The organism is Streptococcus sciuri (genome assembly GCF_024814375.1).
In the GTDB taxonomy this organism is placed as follows: Bacteria; Bacillota; Bacilli; order Lactobacillales; family Streptococcaceae; genus Streptococcus; species Streptococcus sciuri.
The window spans coordinates 460959-479301 of record NZ_JANUXX010000001.1 but is presented as its reverse complement, the minus strand read 5'-3'; the positions used below and the strand labels follow the sequence as shown (position 1 = coordinate 479301).

The following is an 18343-nucleotide window of genomic DNA, read 5'->3' as shown; positions in this document are numbered from 1 at the left end:
TATAAAGAAATGGTAGAGCATGTTAATCTTAAATAGTAATATGAAAAAACGACAGGTTAGATTATTTTCAAAGACATATAGACAAGTCAAAAAACTTTATGAGCAAGCTTTTCCAGCTTATGAGCGCTTACCTTATCTTCCTTTGATATTATTATCAGCACGGAGAAATACCCATTTTACAGCATACTATGATGAGGAAAAGTTTTGTGGCTTTACGTATAGTGTCGAATCCGAGGAAACAGTTTATATTTTATTTTTAGCAGTTAATGCCACTTATAGAGGTAAGGGATATGGTAGTGCTATTTTAGAGGATTGTAAACAACTTTCTAAAGGGCGTGCGCTTGTTTTAACGATTGAGCCTCTAGACAGTGATGCTGATAATTACGAAGAACGTATAAAGCGATTAGCCTTTTATGAGCGTAACGGCTTTAAAGAGACACCTTATGCTTACTATGAAGGAAAAGAGCATTACACGGTTTTAGCGACACAGATGAACCTAGATGAAAATAAACTTTTACGCTTATTTAAGCGAGCTGTCTGTTATTTAGTGCCTGTTTCGTTGGAAAAATAAAGATTTTTCTGATAAATCAAATATTTGTGGTATAATAGATACAGTAAGTCAAAAAGGGGTGGTGCAATGCGAGAGGATATTAAGGTTAATGACCTAGCGTTGGCAATTAGTGAGCAGTTGGTAGACAAGTTGCAGACCATTTATGATCCTGAGATTGAACTTGATATTTATAATTTGGGATTGGTTTATGAGATTTGCTTAGATGAGTCTGGGCATTGTCATGTGGTTATTACCTTTACAGAAGCCAGTTGTACCTGTGTTGATACTTTGCCGGCAGATATTGTCAAAGTACTCAGCAGTATTGATGAGGTTACATCTGTATCAGTGGAGGTTGTCTGGACACCTGCTTGGAAGATGACACGTATCAGTCGCCTAGGTCGTATTACACTAGGTATCAGTCCTAAATAAGGACATATGAAAGGGGAAAAAATGACAGAAGAAACAAAAGATTTTCGTATCAGAAGCCATGTCTATGATGGAATGGTTCGATCACCAAATCGCGCTATGTTACGTGCAACAGGTATGCGTGATGACAATTTTGAAAAGCCAATTGTAGGGGTTATTTCGACGTGGGCTGAAAATACGCCGTGTAATATCCACTTGCATGACTTTGGAAAGTTAGCCAAGGAAGGTGTGAAATCTGAGGGTGCTTGGCCTGTCCAGTTTGGGACTATAACGGTTGCAGATGGTATTGCTATGGGAACGCCAGGTATGCGTTTTTCACTACCTTCACGTGATATTATCGCAGATTCTATTGAAACAGCGATTAGTGGGCATAATTGTGACGCTTTAGTAGCCATAGGTGGTTGTGATAAGAACATGCCAGGTTCTATGATTGCTATTGCTAATACAGGTATTCCTGCTATCTTTGTTTATGGTGGTACGATTGCACCAGGAAATCTTGATGGTAAGGATATCGACCTTGTTTCTGTTTTTGAGGGTGTTGGTCAATGGAATCATGGAGACTTGAGCGCTGAGGAAGTACGCCGTATTGAGTGCAATGCCTGTCCTGGTCCTGGTGGTTGTGGCGGTATGTATACAGCAAATACTATGGCATCTGCTATCGAAGCTATGGGAATGAGTCTACCAGGTTCCTCCTCTCATCCGGCAGCTTCTGCTGAAAAACAGAAAGATGTTGAAGAAGCAGGTCGTGCTATTGTCAAATTACTGGAAATGGGTATCACTCCTAAAGACATCATGACACGCAAAGCTTTTGAAAATGCCATTACTGTCGTAATGGCGCTTGGTGGATCTACAAACGCTATTTTGCACCTTTTGGCTATTGCTCATGCTGCCAATGTAGAGTTGACTTTAGATGATTTCAATGATTTCCAAGCTCGTGTTCCGCACTTAGCAGATCTCAAACCGAGTGGTCAATACGTTTTCCAAGATTTGTATAATGTTGGTGGTGTGCAAGCTGTCATGAAATACCTCTATCAAAATGGCTATTTACATGGCGATTGCCTAACTTGTACTGGTAAGACATTAGCAGAAAATCTGGCTGAAGCTCCAGATCTCAAGGAAGGTCAAAAAGTCATCATGCCACTTGATAAGCCAAAACGTGTGGATGGACCACTTATCATTCTTCGTGGAAATCTTGCACCTGATGGTGCTGTTGCTAAAGTTTCAGGGGTCAAGGTTCGGCGACACGAAGGTCCGGCTAAAGTCTTTAATAGTGAAGAGGATGCCGTTAATGCAGTATTAGCAGATGAGATTGTGGATGGTGATGTTGTTGTAGTACGTTATGTTGGACCAAAAGGCGGTCCAGGTATGCCAGAAATGCTCTCACTTTCTTCTATCCTTGTTGGTAAAGGTCAGGGCGAGTCTGTCTGTCTCTTGACTGATGGTCGTTTTTCTGGTGGGACTTATGGTTTAGTTGTTGGTCATATTGCGCCAGAAGCTCAAGATGGTGGTCCGATTGCTTATCTTCGTGATGGTGATATTGTTGTTGTTGACCAAGATACCAAAGAAATCACTATGAAAGTTTCTGAAAAAGAGCTAGCTAAGCGTCAATCAGAAACCGAATTGCAACCACTTTATTCACGTGGTGTTCTTGGAAAATATGCCCACATCGTCTCAAGCTCTGCAAAAGGTGCTATTACAGACTTTTGGCATAAAGAAGATAACGAATAGATAAATACCTATCCTTGCGATAGGTATTTTATATTTGAAGTATTATTCTTCAATTTTTAAAAAATAATGTGTTTTTCCATAAAAATTATGGGAACTATATATATTGCATCTAGTGTAAATGGGGATATAGCTCCTTCAAAATCTTATTAAGGATGCTTTCTATCTCACTTTGAAAAGCTGAGTAGTAACCATTATAGACTCGTTAGTTTTGGATATAAGTGAAAGGATCAGTTTATAGAAACATTTGTCGCATCTTTGATGGAATGACTGCTGATAGTCATTTCTAGGACTTTAATCCAAATACTCCAATGCCAGCGTGCTTTTTCTAAAATTGTATTCATAAAGCGTGTAAGCCGTCTGTTGCAGATTTTGTATTTGAATTGTTGTATATTCTGCTTTTTTCCATTTTTAACCACGTTACTAGAAAAACACTCAGGGCAAGAGGAGTTAATCTTTAATTGTTCCAGACGGTTTTCAAAATGAGATATGGTTAGTTTATTTAAGTTATCAGTAAAATCACTGCCGAATAGCATTCAAATACATTTTTAAATTGAGTGCACTATTATACAAAACACACGTAAATCTTAACGATAAACCGCATAGAATAAAGGAAGTTAGATATAGAATAAGTTGATAAATAGAAAGTTATAGACATCACATTATTATTGGATAATATTTTTAATCATTTTTACTTGTCAGAAGGTAGAAAGTGTAGTATACTTGAGAAGTTGACTAATGCACATCCTGTGCAACCGCACGAACACTGTTTTTAAGTAGTTGATGCTCACAGTGCTAGGCGAGTCTTCACTAATATTTTATAGGAGGTGCATCATGAGCACATACGCAATCATTAAAACTGGCGGAAAACAAGTTAAAGTTGAAGCAGGTCAAGCAATCTACGTTGAAAAATTGAACGTTGAAGCAGGTCAAGAAGTAACATTTAACGAAGTTGTTCTTGTTGGTGGTGAAAAAACTGTTGTCGGAACTCCACTTGTTTCAGGAGCTACTGTAGTTGGAACTGTTGAAAAACAAGGCAAACAAAAGAAAGTTGTTACTTACAAGTACAAACCTAAAAAAGGTAGTCACCGTAAACAAGGGCATCGTCAACCTTATACTAAAGTTGTTATTAAGGCTATCAACGCTTAATAGCAATGATTCAAGCAATATTTACAAAGGATGTTGCAGGATGGTCTGAGATGACTATCACAGGTCATGCTGGTAGTGGTGAGTATGGCTTTGATATAGTATGTGCCTCGGTATCTATGTTAGTTCTTAACTTTGCTAATTCTATCGAAGTAATGACGCAGAAGATGCCACAGGTGGAAATGGTAGACGATGGTGGTTATTTGGTTATTCAAAAGCCACATAACCTGACAAAGGCAGATGATACGGTGTGGCAGACGCTTTTTGAATCAGTGGTGATTGGACTTGAAAATCTCTCTGAAAATGAAGGTGACTATGTGGCGACACCTATTATTCAACAATGTTCAACGAAAGGAAAAAACTCATGATTAAACTTAATCTTTTAAACTTACAATACTTCGCCCACAAAAAAGGTGGAGGTTCAACATCTAACGGACGTGACTCTGAAAGCAAGCGTCTTGGTGCTAAAGCAGCAGACGGTCAAACTGTAACAGGTGGTTCTATTCTTTACCGTCAACGTGGGACACACATCTACCCAGGTGTTAATGTTGGTCGTGGTGGAGACGATACACTTTTTGCTAAAGTTGAAGGTGTTGTACGCTTTGAACGTAAAGGACGCGATAAAAAGCAAGTTTCAGTTTATCCAATCGCAAAATAGTATCAAAAAGGCTTCTAAAACGAGGTCTTTTTGAATTGTATTGAAAGATGATGTGTATATAAATAAGTTAAGGTAGAGCAATTATTAAGAGATTTAAGAGAAAATGAGTATTATCTTACAGATGGACTTGACAAAAGAAGAGGCTATACGATACAATCATTAAAAATAACAAATTTAATAATGTATAAGCTATTGATTTATTCTATAAAAAATTAAATAAACTAAGAAAGAGGATAGATCCATGACATCAGTATTTCAAGGAAGAAGTTTTTTGGCAGAGAAGGACTTTACACGATCAGAATTAGAATATCTCATCGGTTTATCAGCTCACTTGAAGGACTTGAAGAAACGCAATGTTTCTCACCGCTACCTTGAAGGTAAAAATATTGCCCTTCTATTTGAAAAAACTTCAACTCGTACACGCGCAGCTTTCACAACTGCGGCTATCGACCTTGGTGCTCATCCAGAATATCTAGGGTCAAATGACATCCAACTTGGTAAAAAAGAATCAATAGAAGATACAGCTAAAGTATTGGGACGTATGTTTGACGGTATCGAATTCCGTGGCTTCAGTCAAGACACGGTTGAAGAATTGGCCAAATTCTCTGGTGTTCCAGTTTGGAACGGTTTGACAGACGTATGGCATCCAACTCAAATGCTTGCTGATTTTCTAACGATTCAAGAAAATTTTGGAAAATTAGAAGCCCTTACATTGGTGTACTGTGGTGATGGTCGTAACAATGTAGCGAACAGCCTTCTTGTAACTGGTGCTATCCTTGGTGTGAATGTTCGTATCTTTTCACCAAAAGAACTCTTTCCAGAAAAAGAAGTTGTTGATTTTGCAGAAACATTTGCAAAAGAAAGCGGAGCTCGTATCCTCATCACTGACAATGTTGATGAAGCGGTCAAAGGTGCTGACGTTCTCTACACAGACGTTTGGGTATCAATGGGTGAAGAAGACAAATTTGCAGAACGTGTTGCTCTCTTGAAACCTTACCAAGTGAACATGGAGCTTGTGAAGAAAGCAGAAAATGAAAATCTTATCTTCTTGCACTGCTTGCCAGCCTTCCACGATACTAAGACTGTTTACGGTAAAGATGTTGCTGAAAAATTCGACATAGAAGAAATGGAAGTAACAGACGAAGTCTTCCGAAGTAAATACGCTCGTCACTTTGATCAGGCTGAAAACCGTATGCACACTATCAAGGCTGTTATGGCAGCTACCTTAGGAAACCTCTATATTCCAAAAGTTTAGACAAAAGTAAATATTACAGTCGTTCTGGTCGTTTTAATATGAAAGAAGACGATAAATTAAGTTTATTGTGAATACTCTATTGACTTTTTTACTAATTAATGATATGTTGTATGCATAATTAAACAATACAAATCCTTCCTTAGGACGGTTTGGTTATATAAATCGACTAGGTAATGATTAGTATTTAAGGGGGTATTTATATGGGAAGAGCTAGATCAGAGATGACAGATAAGGGAACTTTGATGGTATGGAGTGATAAAGAGTTATCTGTTCTATCTAAAATTTTAGATGCTAATCAAACGTTAGTTCGCAACTCGCTGTCGAATTCTAAGTACACAGATGTGCAGATTGTTCGATAAAAAACTAGGTCTCTTTTAGAGGCTTAGTTTTTAGATTAAAGAGGAGAGTCAGATGTTTTATGAAAGAGATAATGATGTACAGTACTCCATAGGTTTAGCTAAGGATATTTTAGAGCGTTTAGGCATAGCTTACCAACTTAAAAGCTTCAATACTCACAGTAATGAATTTACTTCTGTAGCGGTGACTGTTAATGAAAATGGTAAGTTACTTCCCCTTTCTTCTGGAAAGGGACATTATAGTCAAGCTATAGCTAGTGGTTTATTTGAAGCGATAGAACATTATTATCTAAATGGAAGAGATACACATATTAAAATGTTATCTGTTCCAGATATTATAAAACAAAAGAAATCATTATTAGGTATAGTTCCTTTAAATTTACTTATGGATGTAGATATTCCTTGCTTAAAACTGAAAAATCTTGTTTTAGATGATACTATATGGTATCCTAAATGCTTTATAATGGATAGTAAGGATAAAATTGATATTCCCAATTTTGTTTTAAAGTATGTTTCTAATAATGGTATAGCAGTTGGATTAAGTGAAAAAGAATCTCTAATTCATGCATTGAATGAAATTATGGAGAGAGAAACACTCTCACGACATTTACAAGAAGTATTTTTGATGAACAATTTCAGCACGTTTCGTCAATTAGATATTGATACACTTCCTTGCTATTTGAGAAAAAAGATAATTGATATAGAGAAAACGACTGGTGAGGATTTAACAATATTAGACATTACCTGTTATGAAGGTTTTTATACATATTATGCATGGATAAAAGGAAATGTTGTTCCATTCAAAGGTAGTGGTACATCACAAGATCCTGAAATTGCACTTAATAGAGCACTATCAGAGTTATATCAATCCTATGCTATGTATAGTAATGAAGAATATGAGAAGGATTTATTATCTGTTAAGAATTTTAAGGCTATTCCACCGTATTTAGCTATTTTAAAATGCCACTACCCTAATGATGATTATGAGCTTGTTTCGTTTAAAACAATGAAAAATCAATTTAGATCATGCACTGAACTTCTAGAAAATATAAAGAATATTTTAATTAGTCAGAGATTATCAGCATATTGTATGTACTAAGGTCATCGTATTGGAGGCAGATAATTTTCAGTTAGTTAATCATGGTATAGGAGTTATCCCAAGAGAAAGATAATGATTATTTGATTAGAAGAGAGAAAAAATGATTCAAGTAGAAGAACTAACCTATGTCTATAAAACGTTTGAAAAATCAGTTGGTTTTTGGGGTTCTCTAAAGGATTTTTGGTCAAGACGCTATAAAACGATAGCTGCACTTGAAGCTATTCATTTTGAGATTGAAGAAGGCGAATGCATAGGACTTTTAGGGGCTAACGGAGCTGGTAAAACAACCTTAATAAAGTTATTGACAGGCATCTTAACGCCGACTAGTGGGACTCTATCAAATCAAGGATATACACCGTCTTTAAGACAAAAAGATTATTTAAAATCAATCGGTGTTGTCTTAGGGCAAAAAAGTCAACTGATTTGGGATTTACCAGCAAAAGAGACGCTCGAGATGCTAAAAGTCATCTATGAGGTGCCACAAAAGGATTATGATGAGCGCTTGGGGGAGCTTTGCCAATTATTGAGTGTTAGTCATAAACTGCAAACACCTGTCCGTAGTTTATCCTTGGGTGAGCGTATGAAGTTTGAGTTAATCTGTGCGCTTATTCACTCTCCTAAGATGTTGTTTTTAGATGAGCCAACGATTGGATTAGACATCAATAGTCAGCGCACTATTAGACATTTTTTAAAGGAAATTAACCGTAAAGAGAAGGTCACGATTTTGCTGACTTCCCACTATATGCAAGATATAGAAGAGACTTGTCAACGTGTCATGGTTTTATCAAAAGGGAGACTTTTGGATGATTTATCTATTGTAGATTTAAAGAAAAAATACGGAGCGCCCAAGGAAATCGTCATTACCTTTCAATCAGCTATTCCAGATAAACTCTCTCTTTATAAGATAAGCGATAGGAGTATAAAAATATCAGAAACATCCTATCAATCACTAGCGCTTACCTTGGATATAAAAGATATTGAAACGGTAACCAAGTATGACAGTCCTTTTGAGGATATTATTGCAGCATTATTTGAAACGGATAGGAGATGAGATGAAAAAGTATGTGGTCATTTTGGTTAATCACCTTCAAATACAGCTGACCTATAAGTTTAATGTTATCGTGGGGCTGTTTAATCAGTTACTTGGAGTGCTAGTTGCATTACTAACTTGGTCAGCGATTTTTAGCAGTAGTTCTCAAGGAGTTGTTGGTCACTTTACTCGCTCTCAGATGTTTGTGTATTTGATTATTGTGAACTTCAGTACTGTTCTTTTTTCGATGACAAGGGTTTCGTACTTGGGGGATTTGGTGCATACAGGTAAGTTGACTATGCACTTATTGCGACCGTATTCTTTTTTGGGACAAGAGATAGTATCCTTTTTGGGAGACCAATTTTTGCAGTTGCTCCTGTATCTTGTAGCGATTGTAAGTACTACTTTAGTTATAGGATATGAGTGGTATTACACGCTAGCGCTCTTAGTGCTTTTGATGAGTAACCTGATGATGTTTTCCTTATTGATTAATTTCATCGCTAATTTAGGATTTTGGATGATACAGACGTGGCCACTTCGACCAATATTAAATGCAGCCTATAGTTTATTAGGTGGCTTGCTCTTTCCGCTAAATTTATTGCCAAATCCGTTGTACCAGATAGTTGTTAACAATCCTTTCTCACTAGTAGGTTTTCAGTATACGCTTGCTTTGCAACACCGTTTGTTATTAGCAGAAATTTGGCAAAATAGTATTCTAGCTTTCTTGTGGTCATTTCTATTTTATATCGGTTATCTCTGGAGTTTTAAGTGTGGTTTAAAGCGTTACGAAGGAATGGGGGCTTAAGATGTCTTTTGCTTTATGGAAAAAGCTGGTGAGTCACAGTATTCAAGAAGTGCTCATCAATCGTCAAACAGCTGTCATAACCTTTGTGCTCGGTTCTTTATTCTTTACTTTAGAGATTATAGCTGGTTTTGTTTTCTTTGAATATACAGATACCCTTTTAGGATTTACCAAACAAGATTATCTGCTTTTGGTAGCGACCTCTTCAACTATAACTTTTCTTTATCAGACTTTGTTTGTTGTTTCTCATGAACATTTAGCAGAGACTATTCTAGAGGGGGAGCTAGACGCTACTCTCCTTAAACCTGTGGATTCGTTTTGGTATTTTGTGCTGTATCGACTTGATATTCCAAGTTTTTGTGACCTTATTATCAGTGTGGTGGCGCAGATTTACTTTTTATCAAGTTATAAGCTAGAATGGCTCCAGCTCGTTTTCTTCGTTATTAGTATATTGCTGGCTACTTATTTACTGTTTTTATTGAACCAACTAGCGGTGTCTATTGTTTTTTGGAAAGATAATGCAAATAGTATCCTTGGTTTACCAGAGTACCTGATGGAGTTCTCATCAAGACCGCTGACGATTTATCCATCATCTGTTCGTTTTATTCTGACTTGGGGTGTTCCAATTTTGATTAGCACAAACCTCCCTGTACTTATTGTCAAAGGGAAATTAGATATAGTGTATCTCGTTTTTTTGATAATCATGGATGTTCTAGGAACCTTTGTGGCTCGTTGGGTATGGAAGAAAGGTGTCGTTCGATATCATTCGGCTAATTAAAAAGACGTTGCTATGAGCGATAGTCTTTTTTCTTGTGAATTCTTATTTCCCTGTCGCACCTTAGCTTATTTTAGTGTATAATAGAAGAGACATCGTCAAAGAAAAGTGAGAAAAATGAATATACAACAATTACGTTACGTCGTAGCTATCGCAAATAGTGGCACTTTCCGTGAGGCTGCTAGCAAACTTTATGTCAGTCAACCGAGTTTATCTGTTGCCATTCGTGATTTGGAGAGTGAGATGGGCTTTCAGATTTTCACTAGAACAACGACAGGTGCTGTGCTGACCAGCCAAGGCATGTCTTTTTATGAAAAGGCACTTGAGGTTGTTAAAAGTTTTGACTCTTTTGAAAAAGCTTTTTCGCAGTCAGATGCTGACCAAAACGAGTTTTCGATTGCTAGTCAGCACTATGACTTTTTACCACCCTTGATTACGAGCTTTGCAACCGAATATCCTGATTATAAAAATTTCCGAATTTTTGAGTCAACAACCATTCAGATTTTGGATGAGGTTGCACAAGGTGATAGTGAAATTGGCATCATTTACATGAACAATCAAAACCGTAAGGGGCTTTTGCAACGTTTTGAAAAGCTAGGTTTGGAATTTGTCGAATTGAGTTCTTTTCAGACACATATTTATATAGGAAAAAATCATCCTCTGGCACAGAAGAAATCGCTGGTACTACAAGATTTAGTAGGGCTGCCAACGGTTCGTTTTACGCAAGAAAAAGATGAATATCTGTATTATTCTGAAAATTTTGTAGATACAAGTGATAGTTCAGCATTATTTAACGTCACTGACAGAGCGACACTTAATGGTATTTTGGAGCGAACAGACGCTTATGCGACAGGTTCGGGCTTTTTAGATAGCAGAAGTGTTAATGGTATTACCGTTGTTCCGCTTGAAAATCATTTGGATAATTACATGGTTTATATCAAGCGTCGGGATAAAAATCTGACTGTCTGTGCTGAAAAGTTTGTCGCTACCATGAAAGCATATTTTAAAAAATTTATGCCACGTCAACAAAAGTAGGAATAAAAAAGTATGGCTAAAAAGATAGGAGTTATGGTTAGTGTTGTCGTCTTGATTGTATTGGATCAGTTGAGTAAACTTTGGATTGTTAATAACATTTCCTTAGGTAGTCTCAGCCCTTTTTTAAAGGGTGTCTTTAGTTTGACTTACTTACAAAATCGAGGAGCAGCCTTTTCAATGTTGCAAAACCAGCAATGGTTTTTTATGTTTATCACAGTTATTGTTGTTAGTCTTGCTATTTATTATCTGATAAGGCATATTAATGGCAGTTGCTGGCTATTGATAGGCTTGATTTTAGTTATCGCTGGTGGTCTGGGGAATTTTTGTGATCGTTTGCGTCTTGGGTATGTAGTGGATATGGTTCATTTGGATTTTATGGACTTTGCTATATTTAATGTCGCTGACGCTTACCTCAGTATCGGTGTTGTTATTCTCATGATTGCACTATGGAGGGAAGAAGATGAAAGTCATCGTTAAAGAGGCGGGGATGCGCCTTGATAAGGCAGTTGCTGATTTGACTGAGTTATCGCGTAGCCAAGCCAATGAAGCGATAAAAACTGGCATGATTTTGGTCAACAATCAAACACAAAAAGCAAAATATGCTGTTAAGATAGGTGATGTCATCAGCTACGAGTTACCAAAAGAAGAAGTTCTGGATTATCAACCTGAAAATATCCCTATCGATATTATCTACGAAGATAAGGATGTAGCGGTTGTCAATAAACCTCAAGGAATGGTAGTTCATCCTTCGGTAGGGCATACGAGTGGTACCTTAGTTAATGCTCTACTTTACCACATCAAGGATTTATCTACTATCAATGGTGTTGTTCGTCCAGGAATAGTACATCGTATTGATAAGGATACTTCAGGGCTTTTGATGGTGGCAAAAAATGACAAAGCGCATCAATCTCTTGCAAAAGAACTCAAAAAGAAAAAATCTCTTCGTCAATACGTGGCTATTGTACATGGCAATTTACAAAATAATTGCGGTGTGATTGAAGCTCCGATAGGTCGTAGCGACAAAGACCGTAAAAAACAAGCGGTCACAGCAAAAGGAAAACCTGCTCTGACACGTTTTCAAGTTTTGGAGCGTTTTGGAAATTATACGTTTTTAAAGCTGACGCTCGAGACAGGACGGACGCACCAAATCAGGGTGCACATGGCTTATATCGGACATCCCATTGCTGGGGATCCTGTCTATGGGGTACGAAAGACCCTTTCTGGTCACGGACAGTTTCTTCATGCCAAAACGCTTGGTTTTACCCATCCGACAACAGGTGAGCTCATGACCTTTAGTGTGGATGCGCCAGCTATTTTCCAAGAAACGTTAGAGAAATTGCGTAACTAAGCATGTAATACTTGCAAAATGGTTTTGTTTTGGTATAATAGTGACAACAATATCCTTTAATCTTGTCCCGTGAGGCAAGTAAGGAGACGACGATAAAAGGACAGGGTGCTTTTTGCACGCAGTTATTTGTGGAATCTCCTTAACGTTAAGGAGATTTTTTCTATATTTCTAGAGAGGTGACTGATGAAATTCAAAGAAATTGTCGATGATATTACCATGAAACGTGCTATTACTCGTATTGCTTATGAGATTATTGAGCGTAACAAATCGCTAGATAAGATTGTTCTTGCTGGTATCAAGACACGTGGTGTTTATATCGCAAAACGTATTCAAGAGCGTCTAAAACAGATTGAAAATATTGATATTCCAGTTGGTGAAATTGATACTAAACCGTTTCGTGATGATGTGAAAGTTGAAGAGGACACAACGATGATGCCTGTTGATATTACGGAACGTGATGTGATTTTGGTCGATGATGTACTTTATACAGGTCGTACTATCCGTGCTGCTATTGATAATATCGTCAGTCTTGGTCGCCCAGCTTGTATTAGCTTAGCGGTTTTGGTGGATAGAGGTCATCGTGAATTACCTATTCGCGCAGATTATGTTGGTAAAAATATCCCAACCAGCAGTTTTGAAGAAATTGAAGTGCAAGTTATAGAACATGATGGTAAAGATAGTATCAGTATTATTGATCCTAGATAAAGAGTAGCGACAATAGAGTAAAAGATTAAGGAATCGAGGGTAAACTAATGGTTGTTACAGATGGACAAGTATCGCTAAAGCATTTAGTGGCGATGGACACTTTGACAAACGATGAGGTTCTAGGTTTGATTGAGCGTGGTATTGCTTTTAAAAAAGGGTGTGCTGAGTTTTCCTTGGATAGACAATATTTTGCAGCTAATCTTTTCTTTGAGTCGTCAACACGGACGCATAAGTCGTTTGAAGTAGCTGAGCGTAAGTTAGGACTGGATGTCATTGAGTTTGATGCAAAGACAAGTTCAGTCAATAAGGGTGAGACTCTTTATGATACTATTTTAACGATGAGCGCACTTGGTGTGGATATCTGTGTCGTTCGTCACCAAGAAGTGGATTATTACAAACAGCTGATTGATAGCAGAACGATTCAAACTGCTATTGTCAATGGAGGTGATGGTTCTGGGCAACATCCGAGTCAGTGCCTGTTAGATTTAATGACCATTTACCAAGAATTTGGATGCTTTGATCAGTTGAAAATTGCTATCGCAGGTGATTTGACACATTCGCGTGTTGCAAAATCTAATATGCAGATTTTAAAACGTCTAGGTGCTAAACTTTACTTTGCAGGTCCTAAAGAGTGGTACTCAAGTGAGTTTGATGTTTATGGAACTTACGTTGATCTTGATGATGTCATTGAGGAATTGGACGTTTTGATGTTATTGCGTGTTCAGCATGAGCGTCATGATGGTAAAGAGAGCTTTTCAAAAGAGGCTTATCACAAACAGTTTGGTCTTACAATGGAGCGTTATGAGCGTCTAAGAGATCATGCTATCATCATGCATCCAGCGCCTGTTAATCGTGGTGTTGAAATCGCAGATAACTTAGTTGAATCTCCCAAAGCACGCATTGTAACACAAATGCAAAATGGTGTCTTTGTGCGCATGGCTATTTTGGAAGCTATTTTACGTGGAAAGTCCTAATAAAATCAAGTACATGATAAGAAAGGGTGGAGATATGAGACGACTTTTAATATTAGAAGATGGAACAATCTTTGAAGGAGATGCTTTTGGTGCAGATATTGATGTCACTGGTGAGATTGTCTTTAATACTGGAATGACGGGTTACCAAGAATCCATCACTGACCAATCATATAACGGACAAATTCTAACTTTCACATATCCTTTGATTGGTAATTATGGGATTAATAGAGATGATTATGAGTCCATCCAGCCGACGTGTAAGGGAGTTGTTGTCAGTGAAAATACTCGACTTGCTAGTAATTGGCGAAACCAAATGTCACTAGATACATTTTTGAAAGCTAAAAATATCCCAGGAATTTCTGGAATTGACACACGTGCTTTGACTAAGATTATCCGTCAGCATGGGACAATGAAAGCGACTTTGACAGACAGACTCAATGATAGTATGGATCATCTTTGTGATCAATTGCAAGCAACAGTTCTTGCTACTAATAATATCGAGCAAGTCTCAACTAAAACACCTTATCCAGCACCGGGTGTTGGTAAGAATATTGTTCTTGTGGATTTTGGCTTGAAGCATTCCATTTTGCGTGAATTTTCAAAGCGTGATTGCAACGTAACGGTTGTGCCTTATAATACAACTGCCAAAGAGATTTTAACGCTAAATCCTGATGGTGTTATGCTCTCAAATGGGCCTGGTAATCCCAAAGATCTTTCTGAAGCGCTTGAGATGATTCGGGGTATTCAGGGGAAAATTCCGATTTTTGGTATCTGTATGGGACATCAGCTTTTTAGTCTAGCTAATGGTGCTAAAACCTATAAAATGACCTTTGGTCATCGTGGATTTAACCACGCTGTGCGTGAGATTGCAACAGGTCGTATTGATTTTACCAGTCAAAACCATGGTTATGCGGTTGAACGCGATACACTTCCAGATTGTCTCATCATCACTCACGAAGAAATAAACGACAAGTCTGTGGAAGGTGTGAGACATCGTGACTTTCCTGCTTTTTCAGTACAATTTCACCCCGATGCAGCGCCAGGTCCGCATGATGCTAGCTATCTGTTTGATGAATTTTTAGAAATGATTGAAGCCTATCAAGCAGATTTTGCTAAACGTTAAAGCAGATTGATCTCTTATCATGTAGAGATGTGATAAATAAGGAAAGGATTTGTATCATCATTATGCCAAAACGTACAGATATAAAGAAAATCATGGTCATCGGTTCTGGTCCAATTATTATTGGTCAGGCGGCTGAATTTGATTATGCAGGGACACAAGCTTGTCTTGCACTCAAAGAAGAAGGCTATAGCGTTGTTCTTGTCAACTCAAACCCAGCAACCATCATGACAGATAAGGAGATTGCTGATAAGGTCTATATCGAGCCTATCACAATGGAGTTTGTGACACGTATTCTTAGAAAAGAGCGCCCAGATGCTCTTTTACCGACCCTTGGTGGTCAGACAGGGCTAAATATGGCAATGGAATTGTCAAAAGCAGGGATTCTTGATGAGCTTGGTGTGGAATTGCTGGGTACTAAACTTTCTGCTATTGACCAAGCAGAGGATCGTGATCTCTTCAAGCAACTCATGGAAGATCTTAAACAGCCTATTCCAGAATCTGAAATTGTTCATACGGTTGAACAAGCAATTGTTTTTGCCAATAGTATTGGCTATCCGGTCATCGTGCGTCCTGCTTTTACTCTTGGAGGAACAGGTGGTGGTATGTGTGCTAATGAAGAGGAACTCCGTGAAATTGCTGAAAACGGACTTAAACTTTCACCAGTCACCCAATGTTTGATTGAGCGTTCAATTGCTGGTTTCAAAGAAATTGAATACGAAGTGATGCGTGATGCTGCTGACAATGCTCTTGTTGTTTGTAATATGGAAAACTTTGATCCCGTTGGGATTCATACTGGTGATTCAATCGTATTTGCTCCAACGCAAACCCTCTCAGATATTGAAAATCAGATGCTACGTGATGCTAGTCTCAAAATCATTCGTGCTCTAAAAATTGAAGGAGGATGTAATGTCCAACTTGCACTTGATCCAAATAGCTTTAAATACTATGTCATCGAAGTGAACCCACGTGTATCACGTTCATCAGCTCTTGCTTCAAAAGCAACCGGTTACCCAATTGCGAAACTAGCTGCCAAAATTGCTGTAGGCTTAACACTAGATGAGATGATTAACCCTGTTACAGGAACAACTTATGCTATGTTTGAACCAGCTCTTGATTATGTGGTCGCTAAAATTCCGCGTTTTCCATTTGATAAGTTTGAGCATGGGGAACGTCGCTTAGGAACACAGATGAAAGCGACTGGTGAAGTGATGGCGATTGGACGTAATATCGAGGAAAGTCTCCTCAAAGCCTGTCGTTCACTTGAAGTTGGTGTCCACCACAATGAAATGCCAGAACTTGCTGATGTGAGTGATGATAATCTTGTTGATAAAATCGTGAAAGCACAAGACGATCGCCTCTTCTATCTTTCTGAAGCTATTTGTCGCGGTTATACGATTAATGAGTTGGCTAACTTGACTAAGATTGACCTCTTTTTCCTCGATAAATTACTCCATATCTTTGAAATTGAGCAAGACTTAGCGGTTCATATTGGAGACGTTGACGTTCTTAAAACAGCAAAACGCAATGGCTTTTCTGATTGTAAGATTGCAGAGCTTTGGAACATGACTGCCGATGATGTGCGTATCATTCGTGTTAAAAATAACATCATTCCAGTTTATAAGATGGTTGATACATGTGCAGCCGAATTTGAATCATCAACACCTTATTTTTACTCAACTTATGAGTGGGAAAATGAATCAATCAAATCTGATAAAGAATCAATCTTGGTGCTTGGTTCTGGTCCTATTCGTATCGGACAAGGAGTCGAATTTGACTATGCAACGGTGCATTCTGTTAAGGCTATACAAGCAGCAGGCTATGAAGCAATTATTATGAACTCAAATCCAGAAACGGTCTCCACAGATTTTTCTGTTTCAGATAAGCTTTATTTTGAACCATTGACATTTGAAGATGTGATGAATGTCATTGATCTTGAGAAACCAAAAGGTGTCGTGGTGCAGTTTGGCGGACAAACAGCTATTAATCTCGCTGAAAGTCTCTCCAATGCAGGTGTCAAAATATTAGGAACACAAGTAGCCGATCTTGATCGAGCAGAAGATCGTGATTTGTTTGAGCAAGCTCTTAAAGAACTTAATATTCCTCAGCCACCAGGTCAAACTGCAACCGATGAGGAAGGTGCAGTGGCAGCTGCAAATAAGATAGGCTTTCCAGTTCTTGTTCGTCCATCATACGTACTTGGAGGACGTGCTATGGAAATTGTAGAAAATGAAGCAGATTTGCGTTCTTATATGCGTACAGCTGTTAAAGCTAGCCCAGATCATCCAGTCCTTGTTGATTCGTACATTGTTGGTCGCGAATGTGAAGTGGATGCTATTTCAGATGGGAAGGACGTGCTTATCCCTGGTATCATGGAGCATATAGAGCGTGCAGGTGTTCACTCTGGAGATTCAATGGCGGTCTATCCTCCACAAGGTCTATCTGAAAAAGTGAAAGAAATAATCACGAATTATACAAGAAGATTGGCTCTTGGACTAAACTGTATCGGTATGATGAATATCCAATTTGTTATTAAAGACGAAACAGTCTATGTTATCGAGGTGAATCCACGTGCTAGTCGTACCGTGCCTTTCCTTTCTAAAGTCACAGATATTCCGATGGCGCAGGTAGCCACCAAGATTATTCTTGGTGAGAGTCTTAAAGATCAAGGTTACAAGGATGGTCTTTATCCAGAAAGCCAGCAAGTCCACGTCAAAGCACCCGTTTTCTCATTCACCAAACTGGCTAAAGTCGATAGTCTTCTAGGACCTGAGATGAAATCTACTGGTGAGGTTATGGGAACGGATACGACGCTTGAAAAAGCACTTTACAAAGCGTTTGAAGCCACTTACTTCCACTTACCTCCATTTGGCAATGTTATCTTTACGATTGCTGATGATACAAAAGAAGAAGCGCTTATATTAGCAAAACGTTTCGCAAATATTGGTTACAGTATTTTAGCGACTGCTGGAACAGCACAATTCTTTAATACAAACGGTGTAACATCAACTTTAGTTCATAAGTTAGGAGAAAATGACGATAATGATATTCCTGCTCTTGTCCGCCAAGGAAAGGTACAAGCTATCATCAACACCGTTGGTACAAAACGCACCTTTGATGGTGATGGTCAAGTGATTCGTAGCTCAGCTATTGAACATGGCGTTCCTCTCTTTACAGCACTGGATACCGCTGATGCTATGGTGCGTGTGCTGGAGAGCAGAAGCTTCCTCACACAAGCTATTTAGGAAAAAGTACACTTCTTAAAGAGGTGTGCTTTTTTAGTATTATCATATTGTATGATTATCTATATATAATATAAAAAGACTTGCATTTAAGATT

The 18343-nt window shown here is 38.1% G+C and carries 20 protein-coding genes and 1 other annotated feature; of the genes, 19 read left to right on the top strand and 1 reads right to left on the bottom strand.

Going from position 1 to position 18343, the window contains the following annotated elements; genetic code table 11:
- Positions 1-19 precede the first annotated feature (19 nt).
- The 3 genes from NXS10_RS02330 (at position 20) to ilvD (ending at position 2704) form a co-directional block, all read left to right on the top strand.
- Positions 20-571: a GNAT family N-acetyltransferase gene (locus tag NXS10_RS02330; RefSeq protein WP_259137212.1), complete on the top strand. Its 552-nt coding sequence runs from the start codon at positions 20-22 to the stop codon at positions 569-571.
- 66 nt (positions 572-637) lie between these two features.
- Entirely contained in the window at positions 638-979 is a 342-nt protein-coding gene (locus NXS10_RS02325) for a metal-sulfur cluster assembly factor (protein ID WP_259137210.1), read from the top strand.
- 6 nt (positions 980-985) lie between these two features.
- Positions 986-2704: a dihydroxy-acid dehydratase gene (gene ilvD / locus NXS10_RS02320; protein ID WP_259137208.1), complete on the top strand. Its 1719-nt coding sequence runs from the start codon at positions 986-988 to the stop codon at positions 2702-2704.
- A gap of 227 nt (positions 2705-2931) precedes the next feature.
- Here ilvD and NXS10_RS08690 read toward each other — a convergent pair whose 3' ends face one another.
- Positions 2932-3237 (bottom strand): transposase-like zinc-binding domain-containing protein, encoded by a 306-nt coding sequence (locus tag NXS10_RS08690; protein WP_444544870.1) that lies wholly within the window; start codon positions 3235-3237, stop codon positions 2932-2934.
- 207 nt (positions 3238-3444) lie between these two features.
- Positions 3445-3518 (top strand) — a sequence feature (ribosomal protein L21 leader region).
- Positions 3519-3535: 17 nt separating this feature from the next.
- On the opposite strand from NXS10_RS08690, the gene rplU reads away from it, so the two are divergent.
- The 16 genes from rplU to carB all read left to right on the top strand — a co-directional run bounded on the left by rplU (position 3536) and on the right by carB (position 18249).
- Positions 3536-3850, top strand: coding sequence for a 50S ribosomal protein L21 (rplU, locus tag NXS10_RS02315; RefSeq protein ID WP_259137206.1), 315 nt, complete (start codon positions 3536-3538; stop codon positions 3848-3850).
- A gap of 5 nt (positions 3851-3855) precedes the next feature.
- Positions 3856-4215 (top strand): ribosomal-processing cysteine protease Prp, encoded by a 360-nt coding sequence (locus tag NXS10_RS02310; RefSeq protein ID WP_259137204.1) that lies wholly within the window; start codon positions 3856-3858, stop codon positions 4213-4215.
- Complete coding sequence (gene rpmA, locus NXS10_RS02305; protein ID WP_259137202.1) at positions 4212-4505, top strand: 50S ribosomal protein L27; 294 nt, start codon at positions 4212-4214, stop codon at positions 4503-4505. Before NXS10_RS02310 ends, rpmA begins: the two co-directional genes overlap by 4 nt.
- Before the next feature lie 241 nt (positions 4506-4746).
- Positions 4747-5760, top strand: coding sequence for an ornithine carbamoyltransferase (gene argF / locus NXS10_RS02300; RefSeq protein WP_259137200.1), 1014 nt, complete (start codon positions 4747-4749; stop codon positions 5758-5760).
- 200 nt (positions 5761-5960) lie between these two features.
- The gene (locus tag NXS10_RS02295) at positions 5961-6119 is read left to right on the top strand and encodes a hypothetical protein (protein ID WP_259137198.1); all 159 of its coding nucleotides are present in this window, start codon (positions 5961-5963) and stop codon (positions 6117-6119) included.
- 52 nt (positions 6120-6171) lie between these two features.
- On the top strand, positions 6172-7215 hold the full coding sequence (locus NXS10_RS02290) for a YcaO-like family protein (protein WP_259137196.1): 1044 nt from the start codon (positions 6172-6174) through the stop codon (positions 7213-7215).
- 100 nt (positions 7216-7315) lie between these two features.
- Positions 7316-8266 (top strand): ABC transporter ATP-binding protein, encoded by a 951-nt coding sequence (locus NXS10_RS02285; protein ID WP_259137194.1) that lies wholly within the window; start codon positions 7316-7318, stop codon positions 8264-8266.
- A 1-nt stretch (position 8267) separates the two neighbouring features.
- Complete coding sequence (locus NXS10_RS02280; protein WP_259137192.1) at positions 8268-9050, top strand: hypothetical protein; 783 nt, start codon at positions 8268-8270, stop codon at positions 9048-9050.
- Between the two features lies 1 nt (position 9051).
- A complete protein-coding gene (locus tag NXS10_RS02275) occupies positions 9052-9825 on the top strand; it encodes an ABC transporter permease (protein ID WP_259137190.1) in 774 nt (257 codons plus the stop codon).
- A 114-nt stretch (positions 9826-9939) separates the two neighbouring features.
- Positions 9940-10857, top strand: a complete 918-nt coding sequence (locus NXS10_RS02270; protein ID WP_259137188.1) for a LysR family transcriptional regulator — start codon at positions 9940-9942, stop codon at positions 10855-10857.
- Between the two features lie 12 nt (positions 10858-10869).
- On the top strand, positions 10870-11334 hold the full coding sequence (lspA, locus tag NXS10_RS02265; RefSeq protein WP_259137186.1) for a signal peptidase II: 465 nt from the start codon (positions 10870-10872) through the stop codon (positions 11332-11334).
- A complete protein-coding gene (locus tag NXS10_RS02260; RefSeq protein ID WP_259137185.1) occupies positions 11318-12205 on the top strand; it encodes an RluA family pseudouridine synthase in 888 nt (295 codons plus the stop codon). The genes lspA and NXS10_RS02260 overlap by 17 nt, the downstream gene beginning before the upstream one ends.
- Positions 12206-12388: 183 nt before the next feature.
- Positions 12389-12910 carry a bifunctional pyr operon transcriptional regulator/uracil phosphoribosyltransferase PyrR gene (gene pyrR / locus NXS10_RS02255; RefSeq protein WP_259137182.1) on the top strand — a complete coding sequence of 174 codons (522 nt, stop codon included), beginning with the start codon at positions 12389-12391 and terminating at the stop codon, positions 12908-12910.
- A gap of 47 nt (positions 12911-12957) precedes the next feature.
- Positions 12958-13884: an aspartate carbamoyltransferase catalytic subunit gene (locus tag NXS10_RS02250; RefSeq protein WP_259137180.1), complete on the top strand. Its 927-nt coding sequence runs from the start codon at positions 12958-12960 to the stop codon at positions 13882-13884.
- Between the two features lie 34 nt (positions 13885-13918).
- Positions 13919-15007: a carbamoyl phosphate synthase small subunit gene (locus NXS10_RS02245; RefSeq protein WP_259137179.1), complete on the top strand. Its 1089-nt coding sequence runs from the start codon at positions 13919-13921 to the stop codon at positions 15005-15007.
- Positions 15008-15069: 62 nt separating this feature from the next.
- Complete coding sequence (gene carB, locus NXS10_RS02240; protein WP_259137177.1) at positions 15070-18249, top strand: carbamoyl-phosphate synthase large subunit; 3180 nt, start codon at positions 15070-15072, stop codon at positions 18247-18249.
- The last annotated feature ends 94 nt before the right edge of the window (positions 18250-18343 follow it).

Coding starts and splice junctions, on each gene's coding strand:
- NXS10_RS02295 (WP_259137198.1), top strand. CDS start 5,961: ATGGGAAGAGCTAGATCAGAGATGACAGATAAGGGAACTTTGATGGTA.
- carB (WP_259137177.1), top strand. CDS start 15,070: ATGCCAAAACGTACAGATATAAAGAAAATCATGGTCATCGGTTCTGGT.
- NXS10_RS02325 (WP_259137210.1), top strand. CDS start 638: ATGCGAGAGGATATTAAGGTTAATGACCTAGCGTTGGCAATTAGTGAG.
- lspA (WP_259137186.1), top strand. CDS start 10,870: ATGGCTAAAAAGATAGGAGTTATGGTTAGTGTTGTCGTCTTGATTGTA.
- NXS10_RS02275 (WP_259137190.1), top strand. CDS start 9,052: ATGTCTTTTGCTTTATGGAAAAAGCTGGTGAGTCACAGTATTCAAGAA.
- rpmA (WP_259137202.1), top strand. CDS start 4,212: ATGATTAAACTTAATCTTTTAAACTTACAATACTTCGCCCACAAAAAA.
- NXS10_RS02280 (WP_259137192.1), top strand. CDS start 8,268: ATGAAAAAGTATGTGGTCATTTTGGTTAATCACCTTCAAATACAGCTG.
- NXS10_RS02245 (WP_259137179.1), top strand. CDS start 13,919: ATGAGACGACTTTTAATATTAGAAGATGGAACAATCTTTGAAGGAGAT.
- argF (WP_259137200.1), top strand. CDS start 4,747: ATGACATCAGTATTTCAAGGAAGAAGTTTTTTGGCAGAGAAGGACTTT.
- NXS10_RS02260 (WP_259137185.1), top strand. CDS start 11,318: ATGAAAGTCATCGTTAAAGAGGCGGGGATGCGCCTTGATAAGGCAGTT.
- rplU (WP_259137206.1), top strand. CDS start 3,536: ATGAGCACATACGCAATCATTAAAACTGGCGGAAAACAAGTTAAAGTT.
- ilvD (WP_259137208.1), top strand. CDS start 986: ATGAAAGGGGAAAAAATGACAGAAGAAACAAAAGATTTTCGTATCAGA.
- NXS10_RS02310 (WP_259137204.1), top strand. CDS start 3,856: ATGATTCAAGCAATATTTACAAAGGATGTTGCAGGATGGTCTGAGATG.
- NXS10_RS02285 (WP_259137194.1), top strand. CDS start 7,316: ATGATTCAAGTAGAAGAACTAACCTATGTCTATAAAACGTTTGAAAAA.
- NXS10_RS02290 (WP_259137196.1), top strand. CDS start 6,172: ATGTTTTATGAAAGAGATAATGATGTACAGTACTCCATAGGTTTAGCT.
- NXS10_RS02270 (WP_259137188.1), top strand. CDS start 9,940: ATGAATATACAACAATTACGTTACGTCGTAGCTATCGCAAATAGTGGC.
- NXS10_RS02250 (WP_259137180.1), top strand. CDS start 12,958: ATGGTTGTTACAGATGGACAAGTATCGCTAAAGCATTTAGTGGCGATG.
- pyrR (WP_259137182.1), top strand. CDS start 12,389: ATGAAATTCAAAGAAATTGTCGATGATATTACCATGAAACGTGCTATT.
- NXS10_RS08690 (WP_444544870.1), bottom strand. CDS start 3,237: ATGCTATTCGGCAGTGATTTTACTGATAACTTAAATAAACTAACCATA.
- NXS10_RS02330 (WP_259137212.1), top strand. CDS start 20: ATGTTAATCTTAAATAGTAATATGAAAAAACGACAGGTTAGATTATTT.